General features: G+C 66.0%; 29 protein-coding genes and 1 pseudogene. 20 read left to right on the top strand and 10 right to left on the bottom strand.

All coding sequences use genetic code 11. The annotated features are described in order from the left end of the window. The first annotated feature begins 235 nt into the window (after positions 1-235). The 4 genes from A5697_RS09495 to A5697_RS09480 are packed head-to-tail and all read left to right on the top strand — an operon-like array spanning position 236 to position 3,796. On the top strand, positions 236-1,327 hold the full coding sequence (locus A5697_RS09495; protein ID WP_068010044.1) for an amidohydrolase family protein: 1,092 nt from the start codon (positions 236-238) through the stop codon (positions 1,325-1,327). Positions 1,328-1,356: 29 nt separating this feature from the next. Next, positions 1,357-2,502 carry an amidohydrolase family protein gene (locus tag A5697_RS09490; RefSeq protein ID WP_068009984.1) on the top strand — a complete coding sequence of 382 codons (1,146 nt, stop codon included), beginning with the start codon at positions 1,357-1,359 and terminating at the stop codon, positions 2,500-2,502. Between the two features lies 1 nt (position 2,503). After that, positions 2,504-2,914 (top strand): Rieske (2Fe-2S) protein, encoded by a 411-nt coding sequence (locus A5697_RS09485; RefSeq protein WP_068119597.1) that lies wholly within the window; start codon positions 2,504-2,506, stop codon positions 2,912-2,914. Positions 2,915-2,929: 15 nt separating this feature from the next. After that, complete coding sequence (locus tag A5697_RS09480) at positions 2,930-3,796, top strand: alpha/beta fold hydrolase (RefSeq protein WP_068009983.1); 867 nt, start codon at positions 2,930-2,932, stop codon at positions 3,794-3,796. Between the two features lie 5 nt (positions 3,797-3,801). On the opposite strand, the gene A5697_RS09475 is transcribed toward A5697_RS09480, so the two are convergent. Continuing rightward, on the bottom strand, positions 3,802-4,275 hold the full coding sequence (locus A5697_RS09475) for a hypothetical protein (RefSeq protein ID WP_067945274.1): 474 nt from the start codon (positions 4,273-4,275) through the stop codon (positions 3,802-3,804). A gap of 36 nt (positions 4,276-4,311) precedes the next feature. Here A5697_RS09475 and A5697_RS09470 point away from each other — a divergent pair, with 36 nt between their 5' ends. The 9 genes from A5697_RS09470 (at position 4,312) to A5697_RS09430 (ending at position 12,156) form a co-directional block, all read left to right on the top strand. Continuing rightward, on the top strand, positions 4,312-5,619 hold the full coding sequence (locus A5697_RS09470; protein WP_068009976.1) for an NADH-ubiquinone oxidoreductase-F iron-sulfur binding region domain-containing protein: 1,308 nt from the start codon (positions 4,312-4,314) through the stop codon (positions 5,617-5,619). Beyond that, entirely contained in the window at positions 5,616-5,912 is a 297-nt protein-coding gene (locus A5697_RS09465) for a ferredoxin (protein WP_068009970.1), read from the top strand. Before A5697_RS09470 ends, A5697_RS09465 begins: the two co-directional genes overlap by 4 nt. 133 nt (positions 5,913-6,045) lie before the next feature. Beyond that, the gene (locus A5697_RS09460; protein WP_067945280.1) at positions 6,046-6,366 is read left to right on the top strand and encodes a hypothetical protein; all 321 of its coding nucleotides are present in this window, start codon (positions 6,046-6,048) and stop codon (positions 6,364-6,366) included. 130 nt (positions 6,367-6,496) lie between these two features. After that, positions 6,497-8,149, top strand: coding sequence for an OB-fold domain-containing protein (locus tag A5697_RS09455; RefSeq protein ID WP_068009963.1), 1,653 nt, complete (start codon positions 6,497-6,499; stop codon positions 8,147-8,149). After that, entirely contained in the window at positions 8,146-9,039 is an 894-nt protein-coding gene (locus tag A5697_RS09450) for an alpha/beta hydrolase (protein ID WP_067945284.1), read from the top strand. Before A5697_RS09455 ends, A5697_RS09450 begins: the two co-directional genes overlap by 4 nt. After that, positions 9,039-9,854, top strand: a complete 816-nt coding sequence (locus A5697_RS09445) for an NAD(P)-dependent oxidoreductase (RefSeq protein WP_068009960.1) — start codon at positions 9,039-9,041, stop codon at positions 9,852-9,854. The genes A5697_RS09450 and A5697_RS09445 overlap by 1 nt, the downstream gene beginning before the upstream one ends. Then, positions 9,851-10,624, top strand: coding sequence for an NAD(P)-dependent oxidoreductase (locus tag A5697_RS09440; protein WP_082953313.1), 774 nt, complete (start codon positions 9,851-9,853; stop codon positions 10,622-10,624). Before A5697_RS09445 ends, A5697_RS09440 begins: the two co-directional genes overlap by 4 nt. A 112-nt stretch (positions 10,625-10,736) precedes the next feature. Then, positions 10,737-11,942 (top strand): cytochrome P450, encoded by a 1,206-nt coding sequence (locus A5697_RS09435; protein WP_067945290.1) that lies wholly within the window; start codon positions 10,737-10,739, stop codon positions 11,940-11,942. A gap of 13 nt (positions 11,943-11,955) precedes the next feature. Next, a complete protein-coding gene (locus A5697_RS09430) occupies positions 11,956-12,156 on the top strand; it encodes a ferredoxin (protein ID WP_007168596.1) in 201 nt (66 codons plus the stop codon). 3 nt (positions 12,157-12,159) lie between these two features. Here A5697_RS09430 and A5697_RS09425 read toward each other — a convergent pair whose 3' ends face one another. From A5697_RS09425 to A5697_RS09385, 9 genes and pseudogenes are all read right to left on the bottom strand, one after another. Beyond that, positions 12,160-12,393 carry a DUF1330 domain-containing protein gene (locus A5697_RS09425; protein ID WP_231972029.1) on the bottom strand — a complete coding sequence of 78 codons (234 nt, stop codon included), beginning with the start codon at positions 12,391-12,393 and terminating at the stop codon, positions 12,160-12,162. A gap of 60 nt (positions 12,394-12,453) precedes the next feature. Continuing rightward, positions 12,454-12,642, bottom strand: coding sequence for a ferredoxin (locus A5697_RS09420; protein WP_067945296.1), 189 nt, complete (start codon positions 12,640-12,642; stop codon positions 12,454-12,456). Next, positions 12,639-13,910 (bottom strand): cytochrome P450, encoded by a 1,272-nt coding sequence (locus A5697_RS09415; RefSeq protein ID WP_067945298.1) that lies wholly within the window; start codon positions 13,908-13,910, stop codon positions 12,639-12,641. Before A5697_RS09415 ends, A5697_RS09420 begins: the two co-directional genes overlap by 4 nt. A gap of 123 nt (positions 13,911-14,033) precedes the next feature. Then, the gene (locus A5697_RS09410) at positions 14,034-14,549 is read right to left on the bottom strand and encodes a hypothetical protein (protein WP_067945300.1); all 516 of its coding nucleotides are present in this window, start codon (positions 14,547-14,549) and stop codon (positions 14,034-14,036) included. Positions 14,550-14,566: 17 nt separating this feature from the next. Then, positions 14,567-15,160, bottom strand: a complete 594-nt coding sequence (locus tag A5697_RS09405) for a TetR/AcrR family transcriptional regulator (RefSeq protein WP_067945302.1) — start codon at positions 15,158-15,160, stop codon at positions 14,567-14,569. Between the two features lie 120 nt (positions 15,161-15,280). Further along, the gene (locus A5697_RS09400) at positions 15,281-16,426 is read right to left on the bottom strand and encodes a thiolase family protein (RefSeq protein WP_067945304.1); all 1,146 of its coding nucleotides are present in this window, start codon (positions 16,424-16,426) and stop codon (positions 15,281-15,283) included. Positions 16,427-16,430: 4 nt separating this feature from the next. Next, a pseudogene (locus tag A5697_RS09395) lies at positions 16,431-16,595 on the bottom strand (enoyl-CoA hydratase); the annotation flags it as partial. 23 nt (positions 16,596-16,618) lie between these two features. Further along, positions 16,619-17,785 carry an acyl-CoA dehydrogenase family protein gene (locus A5697_RS09390; protein ID WP_068009951.1) on the bottom strand — a complete coding sequence of 389 codons (1,167 nt, stop codon included), beginning with the start codon at positions 17,783-17,785 and terminating at the stop codon, positions 16,619-16,621. A gap of 131 nt (positions 17,786-17,916) precedes the next feature. Next, positions 17,917-19,215: an amidohydrolase family protein gene (locus A5697_RS09385; protein ID WP_067945310.1), complete on the bottom strand. Its 1,299-nt coding sequence runs from the start codon at positions 19,213-19,215 to the stop codon at positions 17,917-17,919. 425 nt (positions 19,216-19,640) lie between these two features. Between A5697_RS09385 and A5697_RS09380 the strand changes: the two genes are divergently transcribed. The 7 genes from A5697_RS09380 to A5697_RS09350 are packed head-to-tail and all read left to right on the top strand — an operon-like array spanning position 19,641 to position 25,354. After that, positions 19,641-20,174: a carboxymuconolactone decarboxylase family protein gene (locus A5697_RS09380; RefSeq protein WP_068009948.1), complete on the top strand. Its 534-nt coding sequence runs from the start codon at positions 19,641-19,643 to the stop codon at positions 20,172-20,174. Between the two features lie 16 nt (positions 20,175-20,190). Continuing rightward, positions 20,191-21,477 (top strand): aromatic ring-hydroxylating dioxygenase subunit alpha, encoded by a 1,287-nt coding sequence (locus tag A5697_RS09375; RefSeq protein ID WP_068009946.1) that lies wholly within the window; start codon positions 20,191-20,193, stop codon positions 21,475-21,477. Next, complete coding sequence (locus A5697_RS09370) at positions 21,452-21,784, top strand: hypothetical protein (RefSeq protein WP_068009943.1); 333 nt, start codon at positions 21,452-21,454, stop codon at positions 21,782-21,784. Before A5697_RS09375 ends, A5697_RS09370 begins: the two co-directional genes overlap by 26 nt. Positions 21,785-21,787: 3 nt before the next feature. After that, positions 21,788-23,032: an amidohydrolase family protein gene (locus tag A5697_RS09365; RefSeq protein ID WP_068009941.1), complete on the top strand. Its 1,245-nt coding sequence runs from the start codon at positions 21,788-21,790 to the stop codon at positions 23,030-23,032. Next, positions 23,004-23,438, top strand: a complete 435-nt coding sequence (locus tag A5697_RS09360) for a nuclear transport factor 2 family protein (RefSeq protein WP_068009939.1) — start codon at positions 23,004-23,006, stop codon at positions 23,436-23,438. Before A5697_RS09365 ends, A5697_RS09360 begins: the two co-directional genes overlap by 29 nt. Then, entirely contained in the window at positions 23,435-24,532 is a 1,098-nt protein-coding gene (locus A5697_RS09355; RefSeq protein WP_068009936.1) for an acyl-CoA dehydrogenase family protein, read from the top strand. Before A5697_RS09360 ends, A5697_RS09355 begins: the two co-directional genes overlap by 4 nt. A 60-nt stretch (positions 24,533-24,592) precedes the next feature. Next, positions 24,593-25,354, top strand: coding sequence for an acyl-CoA dehydrogenase family protein (locus A5697_RS09350; RefSeq protein ID WP_082953315.1), 762 nt, complete (start codon positions 24,593-24,595; stop codon positions 25,352-25,354). Positions 25,355-25,396 lie beyond the last annotated feature (42 nt).

Genomic DNA, 25,396 nt, shown 5'->3' with positions numbered 1-25,396 from the left:
CCAGGCTCCGCTGGATAGAGGCGGATGGCACTGATCCAGGACCGGGAGAATGGTATTATCGCAATTTAAGAACGACACTTGCACCAGGACCGCGAAAGCACTCGCTACCAGGAACGTTGACTAAACGAAACGCTTACCGGAAACCCGTTGATTGGCTCCCGAGAAGAATGTTAGGTTATCTATCATATGACCCGACTGGGTTCGCTTTGAGCGCCCGAGTCGAAGGATGGCTTTCGTGATCGAACACGCTGACGGAACCAGCACCCCGCTCATCGATGCGAGCGTGCACATCTTCTTCCCTTCCAACAAGGCGCTCCGCAAGACCCTGCGTGAGCCGTTCAAGAGCCGGGGCTTCCCTGATTACGAGATGGACTGGTACGGCGCCCCGGGCGGAGAGTACGCGCCCGATACCGAGGGCCCGGACCGTCAGTACCCCGGTTCGGATCCGGATTTCGTTGCCAATGAGCTCTTTTCGAAACGCGGGGTCGATGTCGCGGTCCTGCACCCGATGGCCCGCGGCATCATGCCGGACCGCCACCTGGGCAGCGCGCTGCACGCCGCGCACAACGAATTGATGGTGTCGGACTGGCTGGAGTCCAGCAAGTTCGGCGAGCGGTTCCGCGGCACCATCCGGGTGAACCCCGACGACATCGCAGGCGCACTGCGGGAGATCGAGAGGTGGCGTGGCCACCCGCGGGTGGTCCAGATCGGCGTTCCGCTGCAGTCCCGCGAGCTCTACGGCAAGCCACAGTTCTGGCCGCTGTGGGAAGCCGCGGTCGACGCCGGCCTTCCCGTTGCCGCGCACATCGAAGTCGGGTCGGGCATCGCCTTTCCGCCAACGCCCAACGGGAACACCCGCACCTACGAGCAGTACGTCAGCTTCATGGCGCTGAACTACATCTATCACCTGATGAACATGATCGCCGAGGGCGTGTTTGAGCGCTTCGACGGCCTCAAATTCGTCTGGGGCGACGGCGCGGCGGACTTCGTGACGCCGTTCATCTGGCGGATGGACACATTCGGCCGGCCGCACCTCGAGCAGACACCGTGGGCACCGCGGATTCCCAGCGATTACCTGCCCGGTCACGTGTATTTCGTTCAGGGCAGTCTCGACGGTCCCGGTGACACCGAGTTCGCCGGCGAATGGTTCGGCTTCACCGGCAAGGACGACATGGTGATGTTCGGCTCCAGCTACCCGCACTGGCAGTGCGGCGATATCAAAAAGCTTCCCCGCGCCCTCTCCGCCGAACAACGCGAGAAGTTGTGCTGGCGCAACGCGGCGCAGCTCTACAACATAGACATTCCCGCCGGGGTGGGCGCACAGTAGAAGTACGACGTGATACCGAGGAGTTTCAGATGACGTTGACCCATTCGCAGGAGCGGGTTCCCGCTGCCGAGCGCATAGCCGTCCGGTGCGTCGACTCAGATGTCCACCCGGCTCCCAAGCGCGGGGAACTCGTGCCCTACATCCCCGAACCATGGCGCAGCAAATACTTCCTCACTCGCACCGTGGGTGAGCAGATTTACTACGACGCCCCCGACTACGCCCACTCGTACGCGATGCGGGTGGACTCTTTCCCCGCCAACGGCGAATTCCCTTGCAGCGACCCGGATATGGCGTTTCGTCAGCTGATCATGGAGGCCGGCTCCGACATCGCGATTCTCGAACCGGCCGCGTACCCGGCCCGGCTGCCCGCAGCACAGCACGCGATGTCGAGCGCGTTGAACGACTGGCAGGCCAATCACTGGCTGGACAGCCACAACAACTGGCACCAGCGCTGGCGCGGTTCGATTTGTTGCGCCATCGAGGAACCGCAAGAGTCCGTGCGCGAGATCGAGAAGTGGGCCGGGCATCCCTACATGGCCCAGATTCTGATCAAGGCCGAGCCGCGGCCGTCCTGGGGAAACCCGAAATACGACCCGATCTGGGCGGCCGCCACCAAGCACGACATCACCGTGAGCTGTCACCTGTCACGCAGCCAGTTCGACGAGCTACCGATCCCGCCGGTGGGCTTCCCCAGCTACAACCACGACTTCATGGTGACCTACTCGCTGCTGGCCGCCAACCAGGTGATGAGCCTGATCTTCGACGGCGTGTTCGACCGGTTCCCGACGCTGCGGATCGTGTTCGTCGAGCACGCGTTCACTTGGATCCTGCCGCTGATGTGGCGGATGGATGCGATCTACGAAGCACGCAAGTCGTGGGTCGACATCAAACGCAAGCCGTCGGAGTACGTCAAGGACCACATCAAGTTCACCACCCAGCCGCTGGACTATCCCGAGGACAAGACCGAGTTGACCCGCGCGCTGGAATGGATGGAGTGCGAGAAGATCTTGCTCTTCTCCTCGGACTACCCGCACTGGACGTTCGATGACCCGCGCTGGTTGGTGAAGCACCTGCCAAAGCACGCCCGCGACGCGGTGATGTACAAGAACGGCATCGCGACCTACCACCTGCCCGAGACCGTTCCGGTCCTCGAGGGTCAGACCCGGGTGCTCTGAGTTGACCCGCGAAGAACAGGGGGCAGCCAAGCTGCCCGAGCCCCGTCTCGCCCAGGGCCGTGAGCATGTTGTTGCGACCGTGGACGAGATCCCGCCGGGCAAGCACAAGCTGGTGCCCATCGGGCGGCACGGCGTCGGCGTGTACAACGTCAACGGCAGCTTCTACGCGATCGCGAATTACTGCCCGCACCAAGGCGGTCCGCTCTGTTCGGGCCGCGCAAGGGGACGCACGATCGTGGACGAAACCGCGCCGGGCGACTCGGTCATGGTGCGCGACCTGGAGTACATCTATTGCCCTTGGCACCAATGGGGTTTCGAGCTGGCGACCGGCACAACCGCCGTCAAGCCCGAATGGAGTATCCGTACCTATCCGGTGCGTGTCGTCGGTAACGACGTTGTGGTGCAGGCCTAACTACAGGAGAATCGGGTGCCTTCAATCGAGATCAACGGGGGAAATGTCGTCTACGAAATCCTCGGCGAATCGGGCGATCTCATTGCCCTGACGCCAGGCGGCCGATTCAGCAAGGAGATCGAGGGTTTGCGTCCGCTTGCCGACGCGCTCGCCGCCGGCGGCTATCGCGTGCTGCTGTGGGACCGGCCGAACTGCGGTGCTTCCGATGTGCAGTTCTACGGTCAGAGCGAATCGCACATGCGCGCCGAGACGCTGCACAAGCTGGTGACCGGGCTGGGCTTCGAGCGCTGCATTCTGGCCGGCGGCTCCGGTGGCGCAAGGGATTCCATGCTGACCACGATGCTCTACCCCGAGATGGTCACCAAGCTTGTCGTGTGGAACATTGTCGGTGGCATCTACGGCACCTTCGTGCTCGGCTCCTTCTATATCATCCCGAGCATTCTCGCTGTGCGCGGCACCGGAATGGACGGCGTGGTGAAGGTACAGGAGTGGCGCGATCGCATCGAGGAGAACCCGAACAACAAGCAGCGCTTCCTCGACTTCGACAAAGACGAGTTTCTGAACGTGATGCTGCGCTGGCTCAACGCGTTCGTTTCCAAACCGGGACAGACCATCCCGGGCGTTGAGGACGAAATGTTCGACCGAATCAAGGTGCCCACCTTGATCATTCGCGGCGGCGAGAACGACATGGATCACCCGAAGCGGACGTCGCTGGAGGTCAGCTGCTTGATCAAGGGATCGAAGCTCATCGATCCACCGTGGCCGGAGGACGCGTGGGAACGGGCCTCCGAGGACCGCGCGGCGGGGCGGGTGCAGCACTTCAACATGTTCGACACCTGGGTGCAGGCGGCGCCCGCGATCCTCGAGTTCCTGGGTTCGTGATGTCCCTACACGGTACGAATGTGGACCTCGCAGTTGAGCGACGCCTCGAGGGCCGTGTGAACCCGGCTCTCCGGTATGCGTTCGAGGTCCCTCTCACGCAGCGTCACGTACACGATGTCGAAACCGTCGTCCCCGGGCGTCCGCTCGATGTCACCGGTGAGCCCGAAGCCGGACAACACACCGTGGGCGTCGTCGTCAGTCCCCCGGCTGATGAAGGTGACGACTCCTGGAACCGGTTCGGCGGCGAACACGCTGCCGCACAGGCGGATCGCCAAATCTCGCGCCTCGTCTACGGCTTCGGCCGCGATCAGCAATTCGACTTCGCGGCGCGCCGCGGGCATCGCCGCGAGATCGTTCTCGACGACGTCTGCACCCGCATCACGCGCGAGCCCGAGGAGCGCCGCCATGCCGTCGCGTAGCTGCGAGACCGTGCAAACGCTCTCCGGGTCGACATTGACGCGCACCACCGCAGTTCGCATGTGCCCAAGCCTAACTAAGACGATGACGGGCCAGCCGTGAACACCGCCCCATCCACCACGATCACCACCGTGACGTTCCCCGGTGTGGAACCCCGGCTGCTCTTCGAACGAGCCGGCCAAACCCGCGAGGACTTCACGGCGTATCGAAGGGTCGGTGGGTATCGTCCCCTTGCCGACGCCGATGCATTGCTGAGCGAGGTCGAGGCCAGCGGGCTGGTCGGCCGCGGTGGTGCGGCCTTCCCGCTCGCGATCAAATTGCGCACGGTGCGCGACAACGGGCGCATTGCCGGCGGCGCCGTCGTCGTCGCCAATGGCGAAGAGGGCGAACCGGCTTCGATCAAGGACCGCTGGCTGCTGCGCAACCGCCCCCACCTCATCCTGGACGGGCTGAGGCTGGGCGCCGCGATCGTGAGCACCGACCGCGCATACGTCTACGTGTCCGACCAGGAATCGGCCCACAGCGTCGAAACCGCGCTCGGCGAACTAGATTCCGACGCACTCGGCGGCATCACGGTCGGCATGCTGACGGTGCGGCCCGGATACGTGGCCGGGGAGGAAACCGCCGCCGTCCGCGCGATCAACGGCGGCCCGGCCAAGCCGACGGACAAGCCGCCACGCCCATTCGAATCCGGCGTCGATGATCGCCCGACACTGGTGAGCAATGTCGAGACCCTGGCCAACCTGCCTTTCCTGCAATGCCACGGCTCGGCGGCGTTCCGCTCGCAGGGCACGTCGCTGTCCCCGGGCACCTTCCTGGCCACCATTACCGGGGCGGACCGTCCGGCCGTGCTCTACGAACTTCCGCAGGGCTTGCCGTTCACCGAAATGCTTGCCCTGCACGGCGTTTCACCTGACCAGGTCCGCGGGGCGTTGATGGGCGGCTATTTCGCCGGCCTGCTCAACCGTGCCGTGCTCGAAACAACTTTGGACCACGAGACGATGCGGCGGCTCGGCAGCGGGTTGGGGGCCGGCGCCATCGCGGTGCTCACCGACGATTGCCCGGTCGCGGTCGCCGCGTCGGTGCTGGCCTACTTCGACCGCGAAAACGCAGGGCAGTGCGGCTCGTGCTTCAACGGGACGGCGGCGATGGCCGCCGCTGCCGGGGCGCTGCGCGATGGAGCGGCGACGACCGAAGACGTCAACCGGTTGCGTCGCTGGTCGGTGCTGCTGCGCGGGCGCGGCGCGTGCGCAACGCTGGACGCCGCCACCAACATGGCCGCCAGCCTGCTCAGTCAGTTCCCGGACGAAGTCAGCGCACATCTCGAGGGCACGTGCCAAGGCTGCGCCCGCGGGCCTTTCCGCGCAGACCGTCCCTACGAGGCGGAAGCTATGAGGCTCGCATGAAAATCCGCTTGGACCGCACCGTCTGCGACGGCTTCGGCATCTGCGCCAAATACGCGCCCGGATACTTCTCGCTCGATGACTGGGGCTACGCGTCCCTGATCGGTGATGGCACCGTGGCGGAGGCGGACCGTGACGCCGTCATGCGCGCCCTGATGGACTGCCCGGTGCACGCCATCGCCGAGATCGGTGAGCGCACCTCGCCTTCCGCACACCCTCCCCTCGCCGATGCGGACGATCCGGCCGAGCGCCTCAAAACCGAAGAGAACGAGGCGGAGTGGGGCTTCACCCGTTGACCCCGTCGCGCTTTTCACAGAGCCGGACGTCACGAGGGTAAATTCGGTATCGCGTTGCTTGCCTGGTCATGGCGGTTTCAAGGGAATAAGCTGAGACCCGCCAAGGTCAGGACGGCCCCACTGGAGGCCCACCATGAGATGGTTTGTCCTTCGTCTGACCGCCGTCGTCGCGGTCGGCTTCATGGCGATGGCGGTCGCGGCGATAGCGACTCCGGGAATCAGCTCGGCGCAGTGCGATCACAACATGTCGTTCAATCCGGCGACCTTCGAGTGCAAACCGCCACCGGCGGCGCCGGCGTGGTACGTGTCCCCGCCGGCATACGCGCCGTCATTCGCCGGGCAGGATGTGCCGCCGCCTCCCCCGCAGCCATGGTGGACGTCGGAGGCCCCGATGTGGAGTGTCGGCTTTCACCAGTGGGGCATTTACGTGGGCGGCGTCTGGGTGCCGCTCTGACGGGTCAGGCAGGCGCGCTCGACGGTCACCATCTCGATCGACCTTGCCCGCGGGTGATAACGTAATTCTCCGATTCGTATAACGGGCCTACCAGACTGCATCCGGGGACCGTTCGACTCGCGGAGGTGACGTGTCTGCACCGGGACGCCCGCTGCCCCTGATCACTCAAGACAACGAGTTCTTCTGGACCTCGGGCGCCGACGGGAACCTGCGCCTGCAGAACTGCAATGGTTGCCAGTCGCTGATCCATCCGCCCGCACCGGTGTGCCGGTATTGCCGATCCCGCGACATGGGCGTGCGGGTGGTCTCCGGCAAGGGGACGCTGGCCGGCTTCACCATCAATGAGAGGTTCAGTCTGCCCGGCCTGCCGGCGCCCTACGTGGTCGCCCAGGTCGCAATTGCCGAGGACCCCCGCGTGCGACTGACCACCAACATCGTGGAGTGCGAACCCGATCAGCTCGAGCTCGGCCAACAGGTGGAGGTCGTCTTCGAGCAGGCCGAGGATGTGTGGTTTCCGCTGTTTCGACCGGCCGCGAACTCTCAACGCGCCTCCTTGCCGGACGACGAAATCGCGCCCGAACGGTTCGGCGAACACGTCCGGCCGATGCTGACCGCCGAGAAGTTCGAAGACAAGGTCGCGCTCACCGGGATCGGCATGTCGCCGATCGGACGCCGATTGATGCAGCTGCCGATGGCGCTGACGGTGCAAGCCTGCGAAGCGGCGATGGCCGACGCCGGCCTGACGTACGCGGACATCGACGGACTGTCCACCTACCCCGGCGCGATCAATGTCGGCGGATTCGGGGAGGGCGGCGTCACCGCTCTCGAAGCGGCACTCGGCATTCGGCCGACATGGCACAACGGCGCCATGGAGACGTTCGGCCCAGGGGGATCGTTGATCGCGGCGATGCTTGCGGTCGCCGGCGGTCTGGCGCGTCACGTGCTGTGCTTCCGCACACTTTGGGAGGCCACCAACGGCGAACTGATGAAGCAGGGCAAGATCCGCCCGTCGGGTGGCCGGATGTCGGGCTGGCAGATGCCGTTCGGCGCCATGTCGGCGGCCCACACGCTGGCCATGAACGCGCAGCGGCACTTTCACCGTTACGGCACCACCAAGGAGACCCTTGGCTGGATCGCGTTGAACCAGCGGGCCAACGCCGAGCTGAACCCGACCGCCATCTACCGGTCGCCGATGACGATGGACGACTATCTGAACGCCCGACCGATCACCACGCCCTTCGGTCTCTACGACTGCGACGTACCGTGTGACGGCGCGATAGCGGTGATCGTCTCCGCCATCGACGCCGCCCGCGACCTCGCCAAGCGACCGGTGCTGGTGGAGGCGGTGGGTACGCAGATCGTCGAGCGAATCGACTGGGACCAAAGCACTTTGACCCATGAGCCGCAGGTGCTGGGACAGGCCGCGCACGTATGGACCCGCACCGCACTGCGGCCGGCCGACGTCGACGTCGCCGAGCTCTACGACGGCTTCACCATGAACTGCCTGTCTTGGATCGAGGCGTTGGGGTTCTGCGGGATCGGCGAGGCCAAAGACTTCCTCGACGGCGGCAAGAACATCGCCCGCGACGGCCAGCTGCCGCTCAACACGCACGGCGGCCAGCTTTCTCACGGCCGCACCCATGGCATGGGCCTGGTCCACGAGGCCGTCAGCCAACTGCGAGGGGAGGCCGGCGACCGCCAGGTCGCCGGCGCCCGGGTTGGCGTGGTCAGCAGCGGTGGCCTCACACCCAGCGGCGTGCTGCTGTTGCGGGCGGACTCATGAACCTGCCCGCGCCCAAGCCGAGGCTGGTGATCGTCGACGGGGTGCCGATGTCGGCGCTGACCGCCGAATCCCCCGATCCCAAGGCCGTCATCGTGGCCATCCACGGCGGGGGCACCACCGCGATCTATTTCGATTGCCCGGGCCATCCGTCGTACTCGCTGTTACGGACCGGTGCGGCAGCGGGATTCACCGTGGTGGCCCTGGACCGGCCGGGCTACGGTAGCTCGGCACCGTATCCCGAGGCGATGGAACAGGGAGAGCAGCGCGTCAACCTCGCTTACGGTGCGGTCGATCGGATTCTCGGCGAACGACCCCGTGGCGCAGGCTTGTTCGTGCTGGGGCATTCGGGCGGGTGTGAGTTGACGATGCGGATGGCGGCCGACGAGCGCGGCGCCGATCTGCTCGGCATCGAATTGGCGGGCACGGGCCGGCGCTATCACCCGGCGGCCCGGGAAATACTCAAAACGGCGACCCGCGAACGCCGTCCCGCGGGCATGCGCGACCTGCTGTGGAGCCCCGAAGAGCTGTACCCGCCCGAGGTCCTCGGCGGCGCGACGGTTTCCCCGTCGGCGCCCGCCTATGAGGATCAAATGGTGTCGGACTGGGCGCGACAAACCTTCCCCGCCCTCGCGCCGGCCGTGCGCGTCCCGGTGCATTTCAGCATCGCCGAACACGAAAAGGTTTGGCAGGCTGATGATTCAGCGGTCACGGAGATTACCGGCCTGTTTTCCGCCGCGCCGCGATTCGCCGTGCATCGACAATCCGGCGCCGGGCACAACATCAGTCTCGGCCACACTGCGCCCGACTACCACGCGACGGTCGTGGAGTTCGTCCATGAGTGCGTGGCCGGGCGTTCAACGGAGACGGAATCCGATTTGGAGGCCGGTTGATGAGAGTCGGATTCATCGGGCTGGGCAGTCAGGGCGGCCCCATGGCGCGACGGATCGTCGAGGGCGGCTACGACACCACGCTGTGGGCGCGCCGACCCGCAACCCTCGAGCCGTTCGCCGACACCCCGGCCAAGGTCGCCGGGTCACCGGTCGAGCTCGCCGCGGCCAGTGACCTGGTCTGCCTTTGCGTCGTGGGCGACGCCGACATCGACGAGATCACCCGCGGCGAGGGCGGGCTGTTGGCGGCGATGGAGCCGGGTGGCGTGATCGCCGTGCACAGTACCGTGCATCCCAACACTTGCCGCGAGCTCGCGAATGCCGCTGCTGCCAAGGGTATTTCGGTGATCGATGCGCCGGTGAGCGGTGGCGGCCCGGCGGCCGCCGAAGGACGGCTGCTGGTGATGGCCGGCGGTGACGCCGACGTGGTCGAGCGTTGCCGTCCCGTCTTCGCGACGTACGCCGACCCCATCGTCCACCTCGGTGAGCTGGGTTCGGGTCAGACCACCAAGCTGCTCAACAATCTGCTTTTCACCGCCCACCTGGCCACCGCGGCCACCGCGCTGTCACTGGCCCGTGCCCTCGGGGTCGACCCGGACCGCCTCACCGAGGTCGTGTCCCGCAGCAGCGGAAACAGCTTTGCGCTCAACGCCCTTGGCGGCATCGGCGGCCTGGACCGGCTCGCCGGCGTCGCGGGCACGCTGCTGCAAAAGGATGTCCGCCTGGTGGTCGACTTGGCCGGCCGGGCCGGGGCAGACGGCGGTGCCGTGCTCGATGCGGCCGACGCCGCCTTGATCCTCATGGGCCATCCGCGGTGAGAGTCGGTTTCATCGGCGCGGGGCGGATGGGCCGCCCTATGGTGACCCGCCTGATAGCCGCGGGGCACGACGTCTGGGCCGTGGGCCGGACCGCGGACAAGCGGAGCGATCTCGAGCAGCTCGGCGCCCGCGCGGTCCACGACGCGGCCGGGGCAGGGGCGCGCGCCGATGTCGTGGTGCTCAGCGTGTTCAGTGACGAACAGGTGCGGGAGGTATGCCTGGACGGCGGGTTGCTCTCCGCCATGCAGCCGGGTGCGGCGCTGGTGGTGCACACCACCGCCAGTCCGAAGACAATCGATGCAGCGGTCAGCGGGGGTCCGCACGACATCGCCGCCGGCCGGCTCACCCTCTTCGTCGGTGGCACCGACGAAGCGGTGAGGCGGGTACGGCCACTGCTGAGCTGCTACGGCGACCCCGTCTTGCACGTCGGGCCCACCGGAACCGGGCAAAAGGTGAAGCTGGTCAACAACGCCTTGTTCGCGGGGCATATCGGGCTGCTCGCGGAATCGATCGGGCTGGGCGAGCGGCTTGGCGTGCCGGAGTCGACGCTGCTGGCCGCGCTCGCGCACGGCAGCGCGGGCAGCCGCGTCCTGAGCCTGGTGGCGGCGAGCGGTTCCGTCGCGTCGTTCATGGAGATTGCCGGCGAATTCGTCGACAAAGACGTTTCCCTGGTCCGTGGCATCAGCGAAGAGCTCGGCGCCGATCTGGGTGCCCTGGACGGCGTCATCAAAGCCCCCGAATCTGAGACTGCACCCGCCAGGAGGGTTTGAGATGCCCGCGTTTCGGTCTTCCCGGTTCGTCACGAAGGTATTACCGTTACCGTTACAGTGAACGACTCCGCTGTAACGGGTTCAGCCCGCCCTCGCCGCTGAGGAGGATTCAGTGACAAAACCGAAGGTCGTCTTCGATCCGTACTCCGAGGACTACTTCAAAAACCCGTTCGACACTTATCGACGGATGCGCGAGGAAGCGCCGCTGTACTACGACGAAAAAGAGGACTTCTACGCGCTGACCCGGCACGAGGACGTCGCGGCCGCGTTCAAGGACTTCGAGACCTATTCCTCGGCGCGCGGTTGCGACCTGGCGATGGTGCGCAAGGGCGTACCCGCCGAGAACAAATCGATCATCTTCATGGACCCGCCCGAGCACCGGCACATGCGCAGCCTGCTCAACAAGGCGTTCACCCCGCGGGCGATCCAGTCGCAGCGCGAGACGATCATCGAAGTGATCGACAAGTATCTGGGCGCCGCCGACCCCGACAACTTCGACGTCGTGCAGGACTTCTCCGGGCCGTTCCCGGTGGAAGTCATCACCCGAATGGCCGGGGTGCCGGAGGAATACCGCCAGCAGGTGCGCCACTGGATCGACACCAGCCTGTCCCACGAACCGGGCCAGATCGAGGTCAGCGAAGCGGGCATGCAGGCCAACATCGATGCGGCGATGTACTACTTCAGCCTGGTTCAGGAGCGGCGCCAGGAACCACAGGACGACATGATCAGCCGGCTGATCGCGGCCGAGATCCCGGGCCCCGACGGCCAGCTGCGCAAGCTCGACGACATCGAGATCTGCGGGTTCGCAACCCTTCTGGGCGGCGCGGGCGCCGAGACCGTCACCAAACTGATGGGCAACGCGGCGGTGATCTTCGCCCGTCATCCCGACCAATGGCAAAAGCTGCAGGACGACCGCGACAAGATCCCGGGGGCGGTGGAAGAACTACTGCGCTATGAGGGTCCGGTGCAATACAACGTCCGCTACACCCTTAAAGAGGCGCACGTCAGCGGTGGCGTGATTCCCGCGGGCAAGCCGGTGTTCCTCTGCGGCGCAGCGGCGAACCGCGATCCGGAGGCCTTCACCGACGCCGACACGTTCGACATCGAGCGTGACCAGACCGAGGCGCAGCATCTCGGTCTCGGGTACGGAATCCACAGCTGCCTCGGCGCCGCGCTGGCCCGCCTGGAAAGCAGGATCGCGCTGGAGCGGCTCCTCGACTTCATGCCCCGCTATGAGGTGGACTGGGCGGGGTGCAAACGGGTGAACATGCAAAACGTCGCGGGCTGGAAGAACGTGCCCGTCAAGGTGCTTCGGTAAGGGGGTTGTTGCCGTGACGAAGAAGATCGAAGTCGATTGGGGGCTCTGCGAGAGCAACGGTGTCTGCATGGGCATCAATCCGGAGATCTTTCTCCTCGGCGACGACGACATGTTGACCGTCTTACAGGAGGAGGTCACCCCGGAGAACGAACACGACGTGCGCGAGGCCGTGCGTCAGTGCCCCCGGCAGGCCATCTCGATCGTGGGCGAGTAGCGATCAGAAACCGGCGATGATGACGGCGTTGCAGTCGGCCGCGGCCTGCCGCAGTTTCGCCGCCTTCTGATAAGCCTCGGACTCGTACCACGCGCGGGCCGCATCGACCGATTCGAATTCCAGCACGACGGTCTGGTCGCCGTGCCAGTCGCCTTCGATCACTTTGGGGGCGGTGTCCACCGCGAGAATGGTGGCACCCGCCATCGCCGAACCTGCCGCCTGGGCATAGGCCTTCATGCCCTCGGGATCCTTGATGGCCTCCGTGAGGATGACGTACCCTTTCGCCACTGAATCTCCTTAGATCTTGCTGATGGCCTGTTCGGGACAGCACTCGATGGCCTCTTGCGTGGCGGCCTCGAATTCCGTTGGGACGTCGGACGGTATCGCCTCCGCGTATCCGTCGTCAGTGAGGCTGAATACCTGCGGGCACAGCGTCGTGCAGACGCCGTGGCCGCGACAGCGCTGGTCGTCGACTGTGACTTTCATGCCGGCGTGAACTCCAGGTGCAGCTCTGTCAGGCCGCGCAGGATGTACGTCGGAACGTATTGGTAGCGGCGGGCATTCGCCGGGCCGTGCACGTCCTCGTTGATCCTGATGTCCGACGTCCGGTCGAGCAGGCGCTCGATCGCCACCCGGGTCTCGGCGCGCGCCAGCGGCGCGCCGGGGCAGCTGTGGATACCGCGCCCGAACGAGATGTGCTGGCGGGCGTTCTTGCGGGCCGGGTCGAAAGTGGCGGGGTCGTCGAACCGGCGGGGGTCACGGTTGGCGGCCGCTTGGACAACCATGACGGTGGTTCCCGCGGGCAGGTCGACGCCACCGACGTTGGCGGGCACCCGATTCAATCGGAAGTCGCCCTTGACCGGGCTCTCGTGGCGCAACGACTCTTCGATGAAGTTGGGGATCAGGCTGCGGTCCTTGCGCAACTGCGCCTGGATGTCGGGCCGCTCCCCCAGCGTCTGCAACGCCGCACCCAGCAGCCGCACGGTGGTCTCCTGGCCCGCCGAAAAGACATTGCTGGCCACCCGCGCCACGTCTTCCACGTCAGGGGTCGAGCCGTCCGGGTAGGTGGCAGTGGCCAGGCCGGTCAGCACATCGTCGCGGGGCTCGCGCCGGCGGTCGATGACGTAATCGGAGAACAGACCGTAGAGGAATTCCAGCGGGCTGTGCGCCAGCGAGCCCTTGGTGCCCCCGACGCCGCCACCCGAGTGGTCGCGGATGCCCTTGACGAACTTGTCGCGATCCTCCTCGGGCACGCCGAGCAGATCGGCGATGACCAGCAAGGTGAACGGGCCGGCGAAGCCCTTGATCCAGTCGCCGCGGCCGGGCGCCAGGAACGTGTCGAGCACCTGGTCGGCGAGCACCCACATGGCGTCCTCGTTCTCCTTGAGGCGCTTCGGGGTGATCAACCGCATGAGCAGCGAGCGGTGGTTGGTGTGGGTCGGAGGGTCGAGGGTCGGCAGCTGATCGCTGAACGGCAATTCGTCGCGGTGTTTCTCGATCAGGTCGGTGATGTCGTCGCCTTCCAGCGGTACCGGAAAACCAGGAAACGGACCGGTGACGGAGATGCATGAGGACCACGTCTCGGCGTCGTTGAGCACCGCGCACGCCTCGTCCCAACCGGTGATCATGGTGACGTTGTGATGGGTCTCCCGCGTGACGGGGCACTGCCGGCGCAGCGCCTCGTAATAGGGGTACGGGTCTTCGATGAGCTCGCTGCCGCGAAAGAAGTCCAACTCGGAGAATTCGTTCGCCATCTCCCGCTCCTTGAATCTCGGCTAGTGAGAATGTGCCTCTCGCAGATGAGCATTACATTTCCACACGGCGTGGTTGGCCGTCAACGAGGGGTCGGCCGTCGCCGACGGTGTGAGGGCGCGGCGTTAGCTGGCGGGGACCAGATCGGCGGCGACGGATGGCCAGGCCAGCAGCCCGCTGCGGAAGGTCTCCACCTGGCCGATCGAGCCGTGCGGCACCGCGGCCGCGGCCAGGGCCTGGGCTTTGAAGGTGTGGGCGGCCATGCTCAGCCGGTGCTGCACCAGGCCGACGCTGTCGTCGAGCTCCGCCGGCCAGCTCTCGCCCCACAGGGTGACCTCGGTGACGCCGTGATCAAGGGCCTGCAACACCCCTTGCCGCACCCGAGGGTCGCAGCCGAACAAGTCCGCCGCCGCCGCCAGGGCCTGCGGACGAGGACGAGATTGCACCGACGCCAACGCGCCTTCGAGGTCGACCACCCGGGCGCCAAGGATCTGCAGGGGCCGGTCGTCGGCGTTATCGGCCAAGTCCGCCAGGAGCACGGTGACGTCCCACCCGGCCATCGCCCGATCGAAAAGCCAGCCGCCGGCGAACCGCACCACGTCGACGACGGTGGCGGCGACCACGTCGAGCCGGTATCTCATGTCTTCGCGCCGCTCTTCTAAGGGGCGAAGTCCCGCGCCAGGGTCTCGGCGTACTGCTTGAACACCTCGGTTAGCGGTATCGATGGATCGAGCAACCATGTGGTTTCCATTCCGTGGACGAAGGCGAGTATTTCCACTGCCTTGACGGCAGGGTCTATGTCCGTGCGGTACCGGCCATCCGCCTGCCCGCGGCGGATCAGGTCGGCGACGATGTCGGTCGCGGCGCGATGCCTGGCCAGCATCCGGTCGTGCAGCGGAGCGTCGGGAAGGATGTTTTCGACCAGCAGCACGGTGAACGTTCCGACGAGTTCGGGGGCCCGGTTGAACCGGTCGGCGACCTGGGCGATCTGGGCGAAGAGGTCCCCGGTCCGGTCGGCATGGAGGTCGTCGTCGAGATCACGCGCGTCGAGGACGGCGTGCAGCAGTTGCTCTTTGGACTCGAAGTGATGCAGCAACCCTGCGGGGGTGACCCCGGCCTCGCCGGCGATCTGGGCGAGGGTGGTGCTGCGCCAGCCATTGTGGGTGAGCAGCCGTTGCGCGACGTCGAGTATCCGCTGCTTGCGGTCCTCGCCTTTGGCGAGCAACGTGTCGTATCGCCGTGCGTCGGGCACCGGACTCCTTTGGCCGATCGGCGGGCATGAACCAACCTAGTGAACACACAGTAGGTTAGTTTGGCCGCTGTGACAAGCGTCACGCGGGGGTGCCTGTTTCGCCCGCGGCCGTGCCGCGGACTACCGCACGAGCTCGACCAGGGTGGCGTTGGCGGTGCCGCCGCCCTCGCACATGGTCTGCAGCCCGTACCGAATCCCGTTGTCGCGCATGTGGTGGGCCATTCGCGTCATCAACACCGCACCGGAAGCGCCCAGCGGGTGGCCCAGGGCGATGGCACCGCCGAGCGGGTTGACCCGCTCGGGGTCCGCCCCCGTTTCGGTGAGCCATGCCAGCGGCACCGGCGCGAAGGCCTCGTTCACCTCGAACGCGCCCACCTCCGGGAGGGGTATGCCGGCCTTCTTCAGCACCTTCTCGGTCGCCGGGATGGGCCCGGTGAGCATCAGGACAGGGTCCGCCCCGGTCACCGCCCCGGCCAGGTAGCGAACCAGCGGGGTCAGCCCCAACTCGACCGCCATCTCCGCCGTCGTCACCAGCAGCGCGGCCGCGCCGTCGGAAATCTGCGAGGAATTGCCGGCGTGGATCACCCCGTCTTCGGTGAAGGCCGGTTTGAGTCCGCTGAGTTTCTCGACCGTGGTCCCCCGCCGGATCCCTTCGTCGGCGGCGACCGTTTCGTCCTCGGTGAACACCGGCACGATCTGGTCGGTGAACGCGCCGGCGTCCTGGGCCGCGGCGGCCCGTTCGTGGGACTGGGCGGAGTATTCGTCGAGCCGGGTGCGGGAGAATCCCCACTTCTTGGCGATCATCTCCGCCGACAGGCCCTGGTTGAAGGAAAAGCCGTCGTAGCGGGCGAGGACCTTTGGGCCGTACGGCATGCCGGTCGCCCTGGCCGAACCGAGCGGAACGCGGCTCATGACCTCGACACCGCCGGCTACGACGACATCCTGCTGGCCGGACATCACGGCCTGCACGGCGAAATCGAGCGCCTGCTGACTGGAACCGCACGCCCGGTTGACGGTCGTCCCGGGGATGGTCTCGGGCCATCCGGCGGCCAGCACGGCGTAGCGGCCGATGTTGCTGGACTGATCCCCCACCTGGGACACACATCCCCAGACCACGTCATCGACGATCTCCGGGTCGACACCCGTGCGTTCCAGCAGCTCGTTGAGGACGACGGCGGACAGGTCGGCGGCGTGCATCCCGGACAGGCCGCCGTTGCGCTTTCCCACCGCTGTACGTACGGCTTCGACGATGACTGTTTCCCGCATATCCCTACTCCGCTTCCTTCTCCGATTTCGACAGCGTCCACCGGCCAGTAAACGACGGCTCCCGCCGCTCCGCGAAAGCGGCATACGCGGCGGCCGCGTCCGCCGTCGCGAAATTGCCCACCTGGGCGCGGGCCTCGTTGGCCAGCGCATCGCGCAAGGTGCTGTCGGCGAGCACGGGTTCGCCGAGCGCGGTCAATAGCTCCTCGGCAACTTCAGGACGTTGGCTCCCAGGAAGTTGAGAATCATCTCCTGGCTCACGGGCGCGATCTTCATCAGCCGGGCCTCCCGGAAGTAGCGCGTGATGTGGTACTCCTCGGCGTATCCCATGCCGCCGTGCGTTTGCAACGCCCGGTCCGCGGCGGTGAAGCCGGCATCGGCACACAGATATTTTGCCGTATTCGCCTCGCGCCCACAGGGTTTGCCGTTGTCGTATAACCAGGTTGCCTTGCGCAACATCAGCTCGGCGGCGTCAAGGCGTGCCAGCGAGTCGGCAAGCGGGAACTGCAGTCCCTGGTTCATGCCGATGGGCCGGCCGAACACCTCACGTTCGTTGCCGTATTTCACCGCCTTTTCCAGCGCCACCCGGCCGATGCCGAGCGCCTCGGCGGCGATCAGCATCCGCTCCGGATTCAGACCGTCCAGGATGTACTGAAAGCCCTTGCCTTCCTCGCCGATTCGGTCCTCGACCGGTACCTCGAGATTGTCGATGAACAACTCGTTGGAGCTGACGGCGTTACGGCCCATCTTGCGGATGGGGCGGACGTCGACGCGGCTGCGGTCGAGATCGGTGATGAACAACGTCATCCCGTCAGTCTTCTTAGTCACTTCTTCATATGACTGGGTGCGCGTCAGCAGCAGGATCTTGTCGGACTCCATGGCTTTGGAGATCCACACCTTCCGACCGTTGACGATGTAGCGATCACCGTCGCGCTTGGCGAAGGTGGTGATGCGCGAGGTGTCCAGGCCGGCACCGGGTTCGGTCACGCCGAAGCAGACGTGCACTTCGCCGGTCGCGACCTTGGGCAGTGTGCGCGCCTTGAGTTCGTCGGAGCCGTGCACCACCACCGGTTGCATGCCGAAGATGGACAAGTGGATCGAACTGGCGGCGTTCATGGCGCCGCCGGATTTGGCGACCTCCTCGAGCAGGATGGTGGCTTCGGTGATTCCGAGGCCATGGCCGCCGTACTCCGGGGGAATCGTCATACCCAGCCAGCCACCCTGTGCGATGGCGTCGTAGAACTCGGTCGGAAACTCGTGCGCCTGGTCCTTCTCCATCCAGTACTGGTCGTCGAACTTGCGCGCCAACTCGGCGACCGACCGGCGGATCAGCTCCTGGTCGTCGGTCAGCTCAAAGTTCATTCCGGCGCCGGGCACTGCTGGGTCTCCTCATTCGTTGCGGACGGCGAGATTGCCGTAGTGGTCGTGGGTTGTCGAAAATCGCGACCCCCACCGCAATCTCGACGCAGCGCACCCAGCCCGAGCCGGTGGCCTCAGTCCGTGTTGCCGGTGAGAGCCTTCGCGTTGGCCGCGAAGTCCGCGAAGGACGAGCCGCCCCGGCTGTCCTTGTCGTGGCCCTTCGCCTTGATCGACACGTCGTGGCCCTCGGCGGCCTTGCGCAGCGCGCCGACCGTGGCCTGTTCGCGCGAGATGTGGGTGAACGGGTCGAACGAGTACCAGCGCATGGCGTTCTCGTGCGTCATCTTGTTGATCTCGTCGTCGGGAACATTGTTGAGGGACAACACATCCCAGAGCTCTTCGGGCGCCCCCGGCCACATCGAGTCGCTGTGTGGGTAGTCGGCCTCCCAGCAGATGTTGTCGATGCCGATCATGTTGCGCAGCGCCACGCCGACCTTGTCGCTGATGAAGCAGGTCAGGAAGTGGTCGCGGAAGACCTCGCTCGGCAGCTTGCCCTGGAAGTTCTGGTGCGTCCACGCGGAGTGCATCTCATAGGTCCGGTCCGCGCGCTCCAGGAAGTAGGGAATCCAGCCTGTTCCACCCTCGGAGAGCGCGATTTTCAGGTCCGGGTACTCCTTGATCGGCCGCGACCACAGCAAGTCGGCGGCGGCCTGCACGATGTTCATCGGCTGCAGCGTGATCATCACGTCCATCGGCGCATCCGGGGCGGTGATGGCCAGCCGGCCCGAGGAGCCGATGTGCACGTTCATCACGGTGTCGGTTTCCACCAACGCTTTCCACAGCGGGTTCCAGTACTCGTCGTGGAAGCTGGGATAGCCCATCGCGGCGGGGTTTTCGGTAAAGGTCAGCGCGTGCACGCCCTTCTTCGACACTCGACGCACCTCGGCGGCACACGCCTCGGCATCCCATATCACCGGGATCGCCATCGGAATGAAGCGCGCGGGGTAGGCGCCGCACCACTCGTCGATGTGCCAGTCGTTGTAGGCCTGCACCAGCGCAATCGAGAAGTCGTTGTCGTCGGTGGCGAACAGCCGCCCGGCGAAGCCCGGGAAAGACGGGAAGCAGATCGAGGCCAGGATGCCGCCGGCGTTCATGTCCTTGACGCGCTCGTCGACGTTGTAACAACCCGGCCGGATCTCGTCGAGCCCCGTCGGCTCGATGCCGTACTCCTCCTTGGGCCGGCCGGCGACCGCGTTGAGCGCGACGTTGGGGATCACGGTGTCGCGGAACTTCCACATGTCCGAGCCGTCGGCGTTGTGCACCAGCCGCGGCGCGTCGTCCTGGTACTTCTTCGGCAGGTGGTTCTTGAACATGTCCGGTGGCTCGACGGTGTGGTCGTCAACGCTGATCAGGATCATGTCTTCTTTGTTCATGGCCGTTGCCCTTCCATCGAATCCGTCTGTTCGATTCCGCTCCCACGCAGCCTCGGCGAATAGCTGTCCCGTGCCAAGATCACTAAATTGAAAACTATCTTCTCGCCAAGCGAGAATCAACATCCAGCGGAGGCCACGGCCGGTGGTGGCCGCCTGACCAGGGGCGGAGCGCGGCCGCTAAATTGCCGGGTTCCCGGCGACCATGCGCTGAGGTAAATGCCTGCGCCGCCCCGCAGCCCGTCCGCCGCCCCATGTCCGCTCGAAGTCGGGCATCCCGGCGGACCGGATCGGCGATCGTGCCCTGCCCATGCCCCGCCGCCGGCATTGACCGGCCGCTCGATCCGTGCAAGTCTATTGGTTGGAAATGAGAATATGATTCTCCTAGGCTGAGAGGTGGTCGGGAGGACGGCGAGAGGAGAGCACGGATGCGGTTGCCGCCGCTGCCGGCTGATCAGTGGGACGAGGCGACCCACAAGGCACTCTCGGCAATGCGTGACCCCGCCGCCAACAACGCGCTCAGCACCCTCGCCCACCACCCGGCCCTGGCCAAGGCGTTTCTGCGGTTCAACGTCCACCTATTGACCTCGTCGACGCTGCCGGCGCGCGTCCGCGAGTTGGCCATCCTGCGCGTCGCACATCGTCGCGAATGCGCCTACGAGTGGTCTCACCACGTCAGGATGGCCAAGGCCGAGGGAATCACCGACGACCAGATCGCCGCTGTGCTGGGCGGTGCCGGCGAGGACGTCGGCCACCTAGACACGTTCGACCAAACGGTGCTCACCGCCGTCGACGAACTCGAAGACAAATCCGAGTTGTCCGACGAGACGTGGGCCGCGCTCGGCGAGCACCTCAACGACCAGCAGCGCATGGATTTCGTCTTCACGGTCGGCTGCTACGCCCTGCTGGCCATGGCCTTCAAGACTTTTGGCGTACAGCCCGAACACGCCGATCAGCACTGACAGAGGAGTAAGAAAGTTGCCGCATTTCCCGAAGCCAGCCGCCGGCAGCTGGACAGAAAACTATCCCGAACTGGGGACCGCGCCGGTCGATTACACGGACTCGATCGATCCGGCGTTCTTCGAAGCCGAGCGCGAGGCGGTCTTCAGGAGGACCTGGCTCAACGTCGGCCGGGTCAACCGCCTGCCGCGCACCGGCAGCTACTTCACCAGGGAACTGCCGTCGGCGGGCAAGGGCACCTCGGTGATCATCACCAAGACCAAGGACGGATCGGTCAAGGCCTATCACAACGTCTGCCGCCACCGCGGAAACAAGTTGGTGTGGAACGATTTTCCCAACGAGGAGACCTCCGGCACCTGCCGGCAGTTCACCTGCAAGTATCACGCCTGGCGCTACAGCCTCGACGGTGACCTGACCTTTGTCCAACAGGAAGAAGAGTTCTTCGACCTCGACAAAAGCAGATTCGGGCTGGCGCCGGTCCGCTGCGAGGTGTGGGAAGGCTTCATCTTCATCAACTTCGACGACAACGCGGCGCCCCTGATCGACTATCTCGGGCCGCTGGCCAAGAGCATCGAGGGCTACCCCTTCGGCGAGATGACAGAGACGTACTCGTACCGGGCCGAGGTCGGGAGCAACTGGAAACTCTTCATCGACGCGTTCGTCGAGTTCTACCACGCGCCGATCCTGCACCAGGGGCAGTACACCAAGGAAGAAGCCGCCAAGATCCAGAAGTACGGCTACGAGGCGCTGCACTACGAGCTGTCCGGACCGCACAACCTGCAGTCGACCTGGGGCGGTCAGGCGCCGCCCCCGGACATGTCCATGGTCAAGCCGATGGACCAGGTGTTGCGCAGCGGTCTGTTCGGTCCCTGGGACAAGCCCGAGATCATCGAGAAGCTGGAGCTGCCGCCGGGTGTCAACGTGAAGCGGGTGCCGCAGTGGGGCATCGACTCGTGGCTCTTTTACCCCAACTTCATGCTGCTGATCTGGGAGCCGGGCTGGTTCCTGACCTACCACTACTGGCCGACCGCCGTGGACAAGCACATCTTCGAGTGCACCCTGTATTTCGTCCCGCCGCGCAATGCGCGGGAACGCCTGGCCCAGGAGTTGGCCGCCGTAACCTTCAAGGAGTACGCGCTACAAGACGCCAACACGCTGGAGGCGACCCAGACCATGATCGGCACCCGGGCCGTCAAAGAATTCCTGCTGTGCGATCAGGAAGTCTTGATCCGCCATCTGCACAAGACGACCGGCGACTACGTGAAGGAGTATCAGAACAATGGCCACGTCGTTGCTGCCCGCTGAATTCGCCGACCTGGAACCTTTTTTGGGCTGGGACCTGGCGACCGAACCCGAGCGCTACGCCAAGCGGCTCAACTCGACGATGGCCGAGATGCAGGCGTTCTACGACGCCGCGTTCCCGCGCCTCAACGACGTGATCGCCTACTGTGACAAATACCCGCTGGACGATCTCCCCGAGGACGCAAAGGCTCTCATGCACATGATGCAGTCGCTCGTCATGGTGTCGTTCCCCATCGAGGCGTGGAAACAACCGAGGGTGCCTGACAGCGGCGCGGCCTGGGTCGAGTGCATCAGGGAACCGGTGATTTAACCGGTGTTGACGCTCAAGGCCGCCGGGCTGCTCGACATCGACGCCGGCGAGATCGTCTCCCCCGGCGTCATCCGGATCGACGGCGACCGGATCGCGGGTGTCGGCGGCTCGGGCCCGGAGGGCCCGGAAGACTCGGTCATCGACCTCGGCGAGGCGATCCTGCTGCCCGGGCTGATGGACATGGAGGTCAACCTGCTGATGGGCGGCCGCGGGGAGAAACCCGGCCTGTCCCAGGTTCAGGACGATCCGCCGACGCGGGTGCTGCGCGCGGTTGGCAATGCGCGGCGCACGTTGCGCGCCGGATTCACCACCGTGCGCAACCTCGGCCTGTTCGTCAAGACAGGCGGCTACCTATTGGACGTCGCGCTGGGCAAGGCCATTGACGCCGGCTGGATCGACGGTCCGCGGGTGGTGCCGGCGGGCCATGCCATCACGCCGACCGGCGGCCACTTGGACCCGACCATGTTCGCGGCGTTCGCGCCGCACGCCCTGGAACTGACCGTCGAAGAAGGGATCGCCAACGGCATCGACGAGATCCGCAAGGCGGTGCGCTACCAGATCAAACACGGCGCCGAGCTGATCAAGGTCTGCTGTTCGGGCGGAGTGATGTCGCTGACCGGTCCGCCCGGCGCGCAACACTATTCGGATGAGGAGTTGTGCGCGATCGTCGACGAGGCCCACCGGCGTGGGCTGCGCGTCGCGGCACACACGCACGGCGCCGAAGCGGTCAAGCACGCCGTTGCGGCCGGCATCGACTGCATCGAGCATGGCTTTCTGATCGACGACGAGGCGATCGCGTCGCTGGTCGAGCATGGCACGTTCCTGGTGAGCACCCGGCGCCTGGCCGACGGCGATGCGATGGACGTCTCGCACGCTCCCCCAGAGCTGCAGGCCAAGGCGGCCGAGATGTTCCCGAAGGCGAAGACCTCCATCCTGGCCGCCTACCAGGCCGGCGTGAAGATCGCGGTCGGCACCGACGCGCCCGCGATCCCGCACGGCCGCAACGCCGACGAGTTGGTCACGCTCGTCAATTGGGGGCTGCCGCCGTTGGCGGTTTTGCGGGCGGCGACGGTGACCGCGGCCGAGCTGATCAACTCGACGGACCGGGGGCGGCTCGCGGCCGGGCAGCTCGCGGACATCATCGCGGTGCCGGGAAACCCCTTGGAAGACATCACCGTTACCCAGCAGGTGAGCTTCGTCATGAAAGGCGGCAAGGTCTATGTCGACAAATCAGCCAACCCGAACTGACGACCTGGTCGAGATCCAGCAGCTGCTCGCCCGCTACGCAGTGACCATCACCCAGGAAGACATCGACGGGCTGATCGGCGTCTTCACCCCGGACGGCACCTACAGCGCGTTCGGCTCCACCTATAAGTTGGACCGGTTTCCCGAGCTGGTGGCCGCCGCGCCAAAGGGGTTGTTCCTCACCGGAACTGCCTTGATCGAGAACCTTGACGGCGATGCCGCGAGCGGCACCCAGCCGCTGTGCTTCATCGACCATGCCACCCACGACATGCGGATCGGCTACTACCGGGACACCTACTCCCGCACCGCCGACGGGTGGCGGCTGAAAACCCGTGCCATGACGTTCATCCGCCGCAGCGGCGTGCACGACTCCGGGCGCCCGCACGCGGTCGGCCGTCCCACGCCGTGAATGTCGAGGAGTTCCGCGCGGGACTGCGCGGGTGGCTCGACGACAACGATCTGACGCCCGGGACCGATCACTCGCTGCAGGGCCAGATGCGGCAGTTCGCCCGGGTCAGCCGAGCGCTCTACGACGCCGATTGGATGCGCTATGGCTGGCCCACCGAGGTCGGCGGGTTGGGTGGTCCCGCGGTGCTGCGCGCGATCGTCGGCGAGGAAGTGGTCGGTCGCCGCCTCGCGGAACCCGGACCCTATTCGATGCTCGAGGTGCTCGCGCCGACGATGATCGATTACGCCCCGGCCGGGCTGGCCGCGGAGATGGTGCCGCGGCTGCTGAGCGGCGAAGAGCAGTGGTGCCAAGGCTTTTCCGAGCCGGGGTCGGGCAGCGACCTGGCCTCGTTGACCACCCGGGCGACGCAGCAAGGCGATGACTGGATCGTCAACGGGCAGAAGGTCTGGACCAGCTTCGCGCAGTTCTCGACGCGCTGCGTCCTGCTCACCCGCACCGCGCCCGGACACGACGGGATCACCGCGTTCTTCGTCGACCTCGACACCCCGGGCATCACCATCCGGCCGCTGCGGACGATGCATGGCGTCGACGAATTCTGCGAGGTCTATTACGACGACGTGGTGATCCCGGGGAGCCGGATGCTTGGGCGGCCGGGCGACGGCTGGCGACTCGCCATGGACCTGCTGCCCTATGAGCGGTCCACCTGCTTCTGGCAGCGCATCGCGTACCTGTACTCCCGCTTCGACGAACTCATCGCCCAGGTGTCGGACGGCGCTGAGCCGAACGAATCCTCGCTCGGTGCGGCGTATCTGGCGCTGCACACACTGCGCTGCCGATCCCGGGACACCCAGCACAGGCTCCGCGACGGAGCCCGCCTGGGACCCGACACGTCCATCGACAAGGTGCTGCTCGCCGGCGCAGAGCAGCGACTCTACGACACCGTCCGTGACCTGCTGCCCGGGGCGCTCGAGCTGGACGACACGCCGTGGCGCGCGGAATACCTGTACTCGCGCGCGGCGACCATTTACGGCGGCACCGCCGAAATCCAGCGCAACATCATCGCCCGCCGGCTACTGGGCCTCGGGAAGGAGTGAAGCGTGGAGCCGACGGATCCTGAGTCGCTGCGACTGCTCGAAGGTTCGCTGCGGACCGCGATGACGGCCGCATCGGGGGTCAAGCTCGATGCGGCACTGGCCGACCTGGGCTGGCGCGACATGCTGGACGAAATGCCAGACATTGCGACACCTTTGGTGTTCCGCCTGCTCGGCGAGACGGGTACGCACGCGCCGGTGCTCAACGACGTGGTGTTACGCGAGAGCGGCGCACCGCCGGGCGACACGGTGCCGCTACCGTTTGCCGGTAGCTCCTGGGTGAGATGGGAACGGGGCGACGCGGGCGCGAACTCGGCGATTGACGAGTCGCTGCCGATACACCGTGTGCCACAAGGGGATCCTTTGCCGCCGGCCGCGCTACACGCGGGACGGCGGGCACTGGGTTGGTGGTTGGTCGGCGCCAGCCGGGCCATGCTCGCGCTGGCGCGCCAGCATGCCCTCGACCGCGTCCAGTTCGGGCGGCACATAAGCTCGTTCCAGGCGATCCGACACCGGCTGGCCGAAACGCTCGTTGCGATCGAGGGCGCCGAGGCGACGCTGCACGTCGCGGCGCAAGCACACGATCACGACGGCCTGGCCGCCCTGCTGGCGAAGGCCGCCGCCGGCCAGGCCGCGCTCACCGCGGCCCGCCACTGCCAGCAGGTGCTCGGCGGGATCGGCTTCACAGCCGAGCATCCGCTGCATCACCACCTCAAACGGTCGCTGATCCTGGATGGGCTGCTGGGCAACGCGCGGGAACTTACCCGGGAAGCCGGAAAAGCTCTGGTGGATAAGCGGTTTGCGCCGCGGATTGCCGAGCTCTAGCCCGCCCGCGCCGCGTTCGCATGAGCCGCCGGAAGACCGGCT

The organism is Mycobacterium sp. E3251 (genome assembly GCF_001666835.1).
Taxonomy (GTDB): domain Bacteria; phylum Actinomycetota; class Actinomycetes; order Mycobacteriales; family Mycobacteriaceae; genus Mycobacterium.
This window is presented reverse-complemented; position numbering and strand designations above follow the sequence as displayed.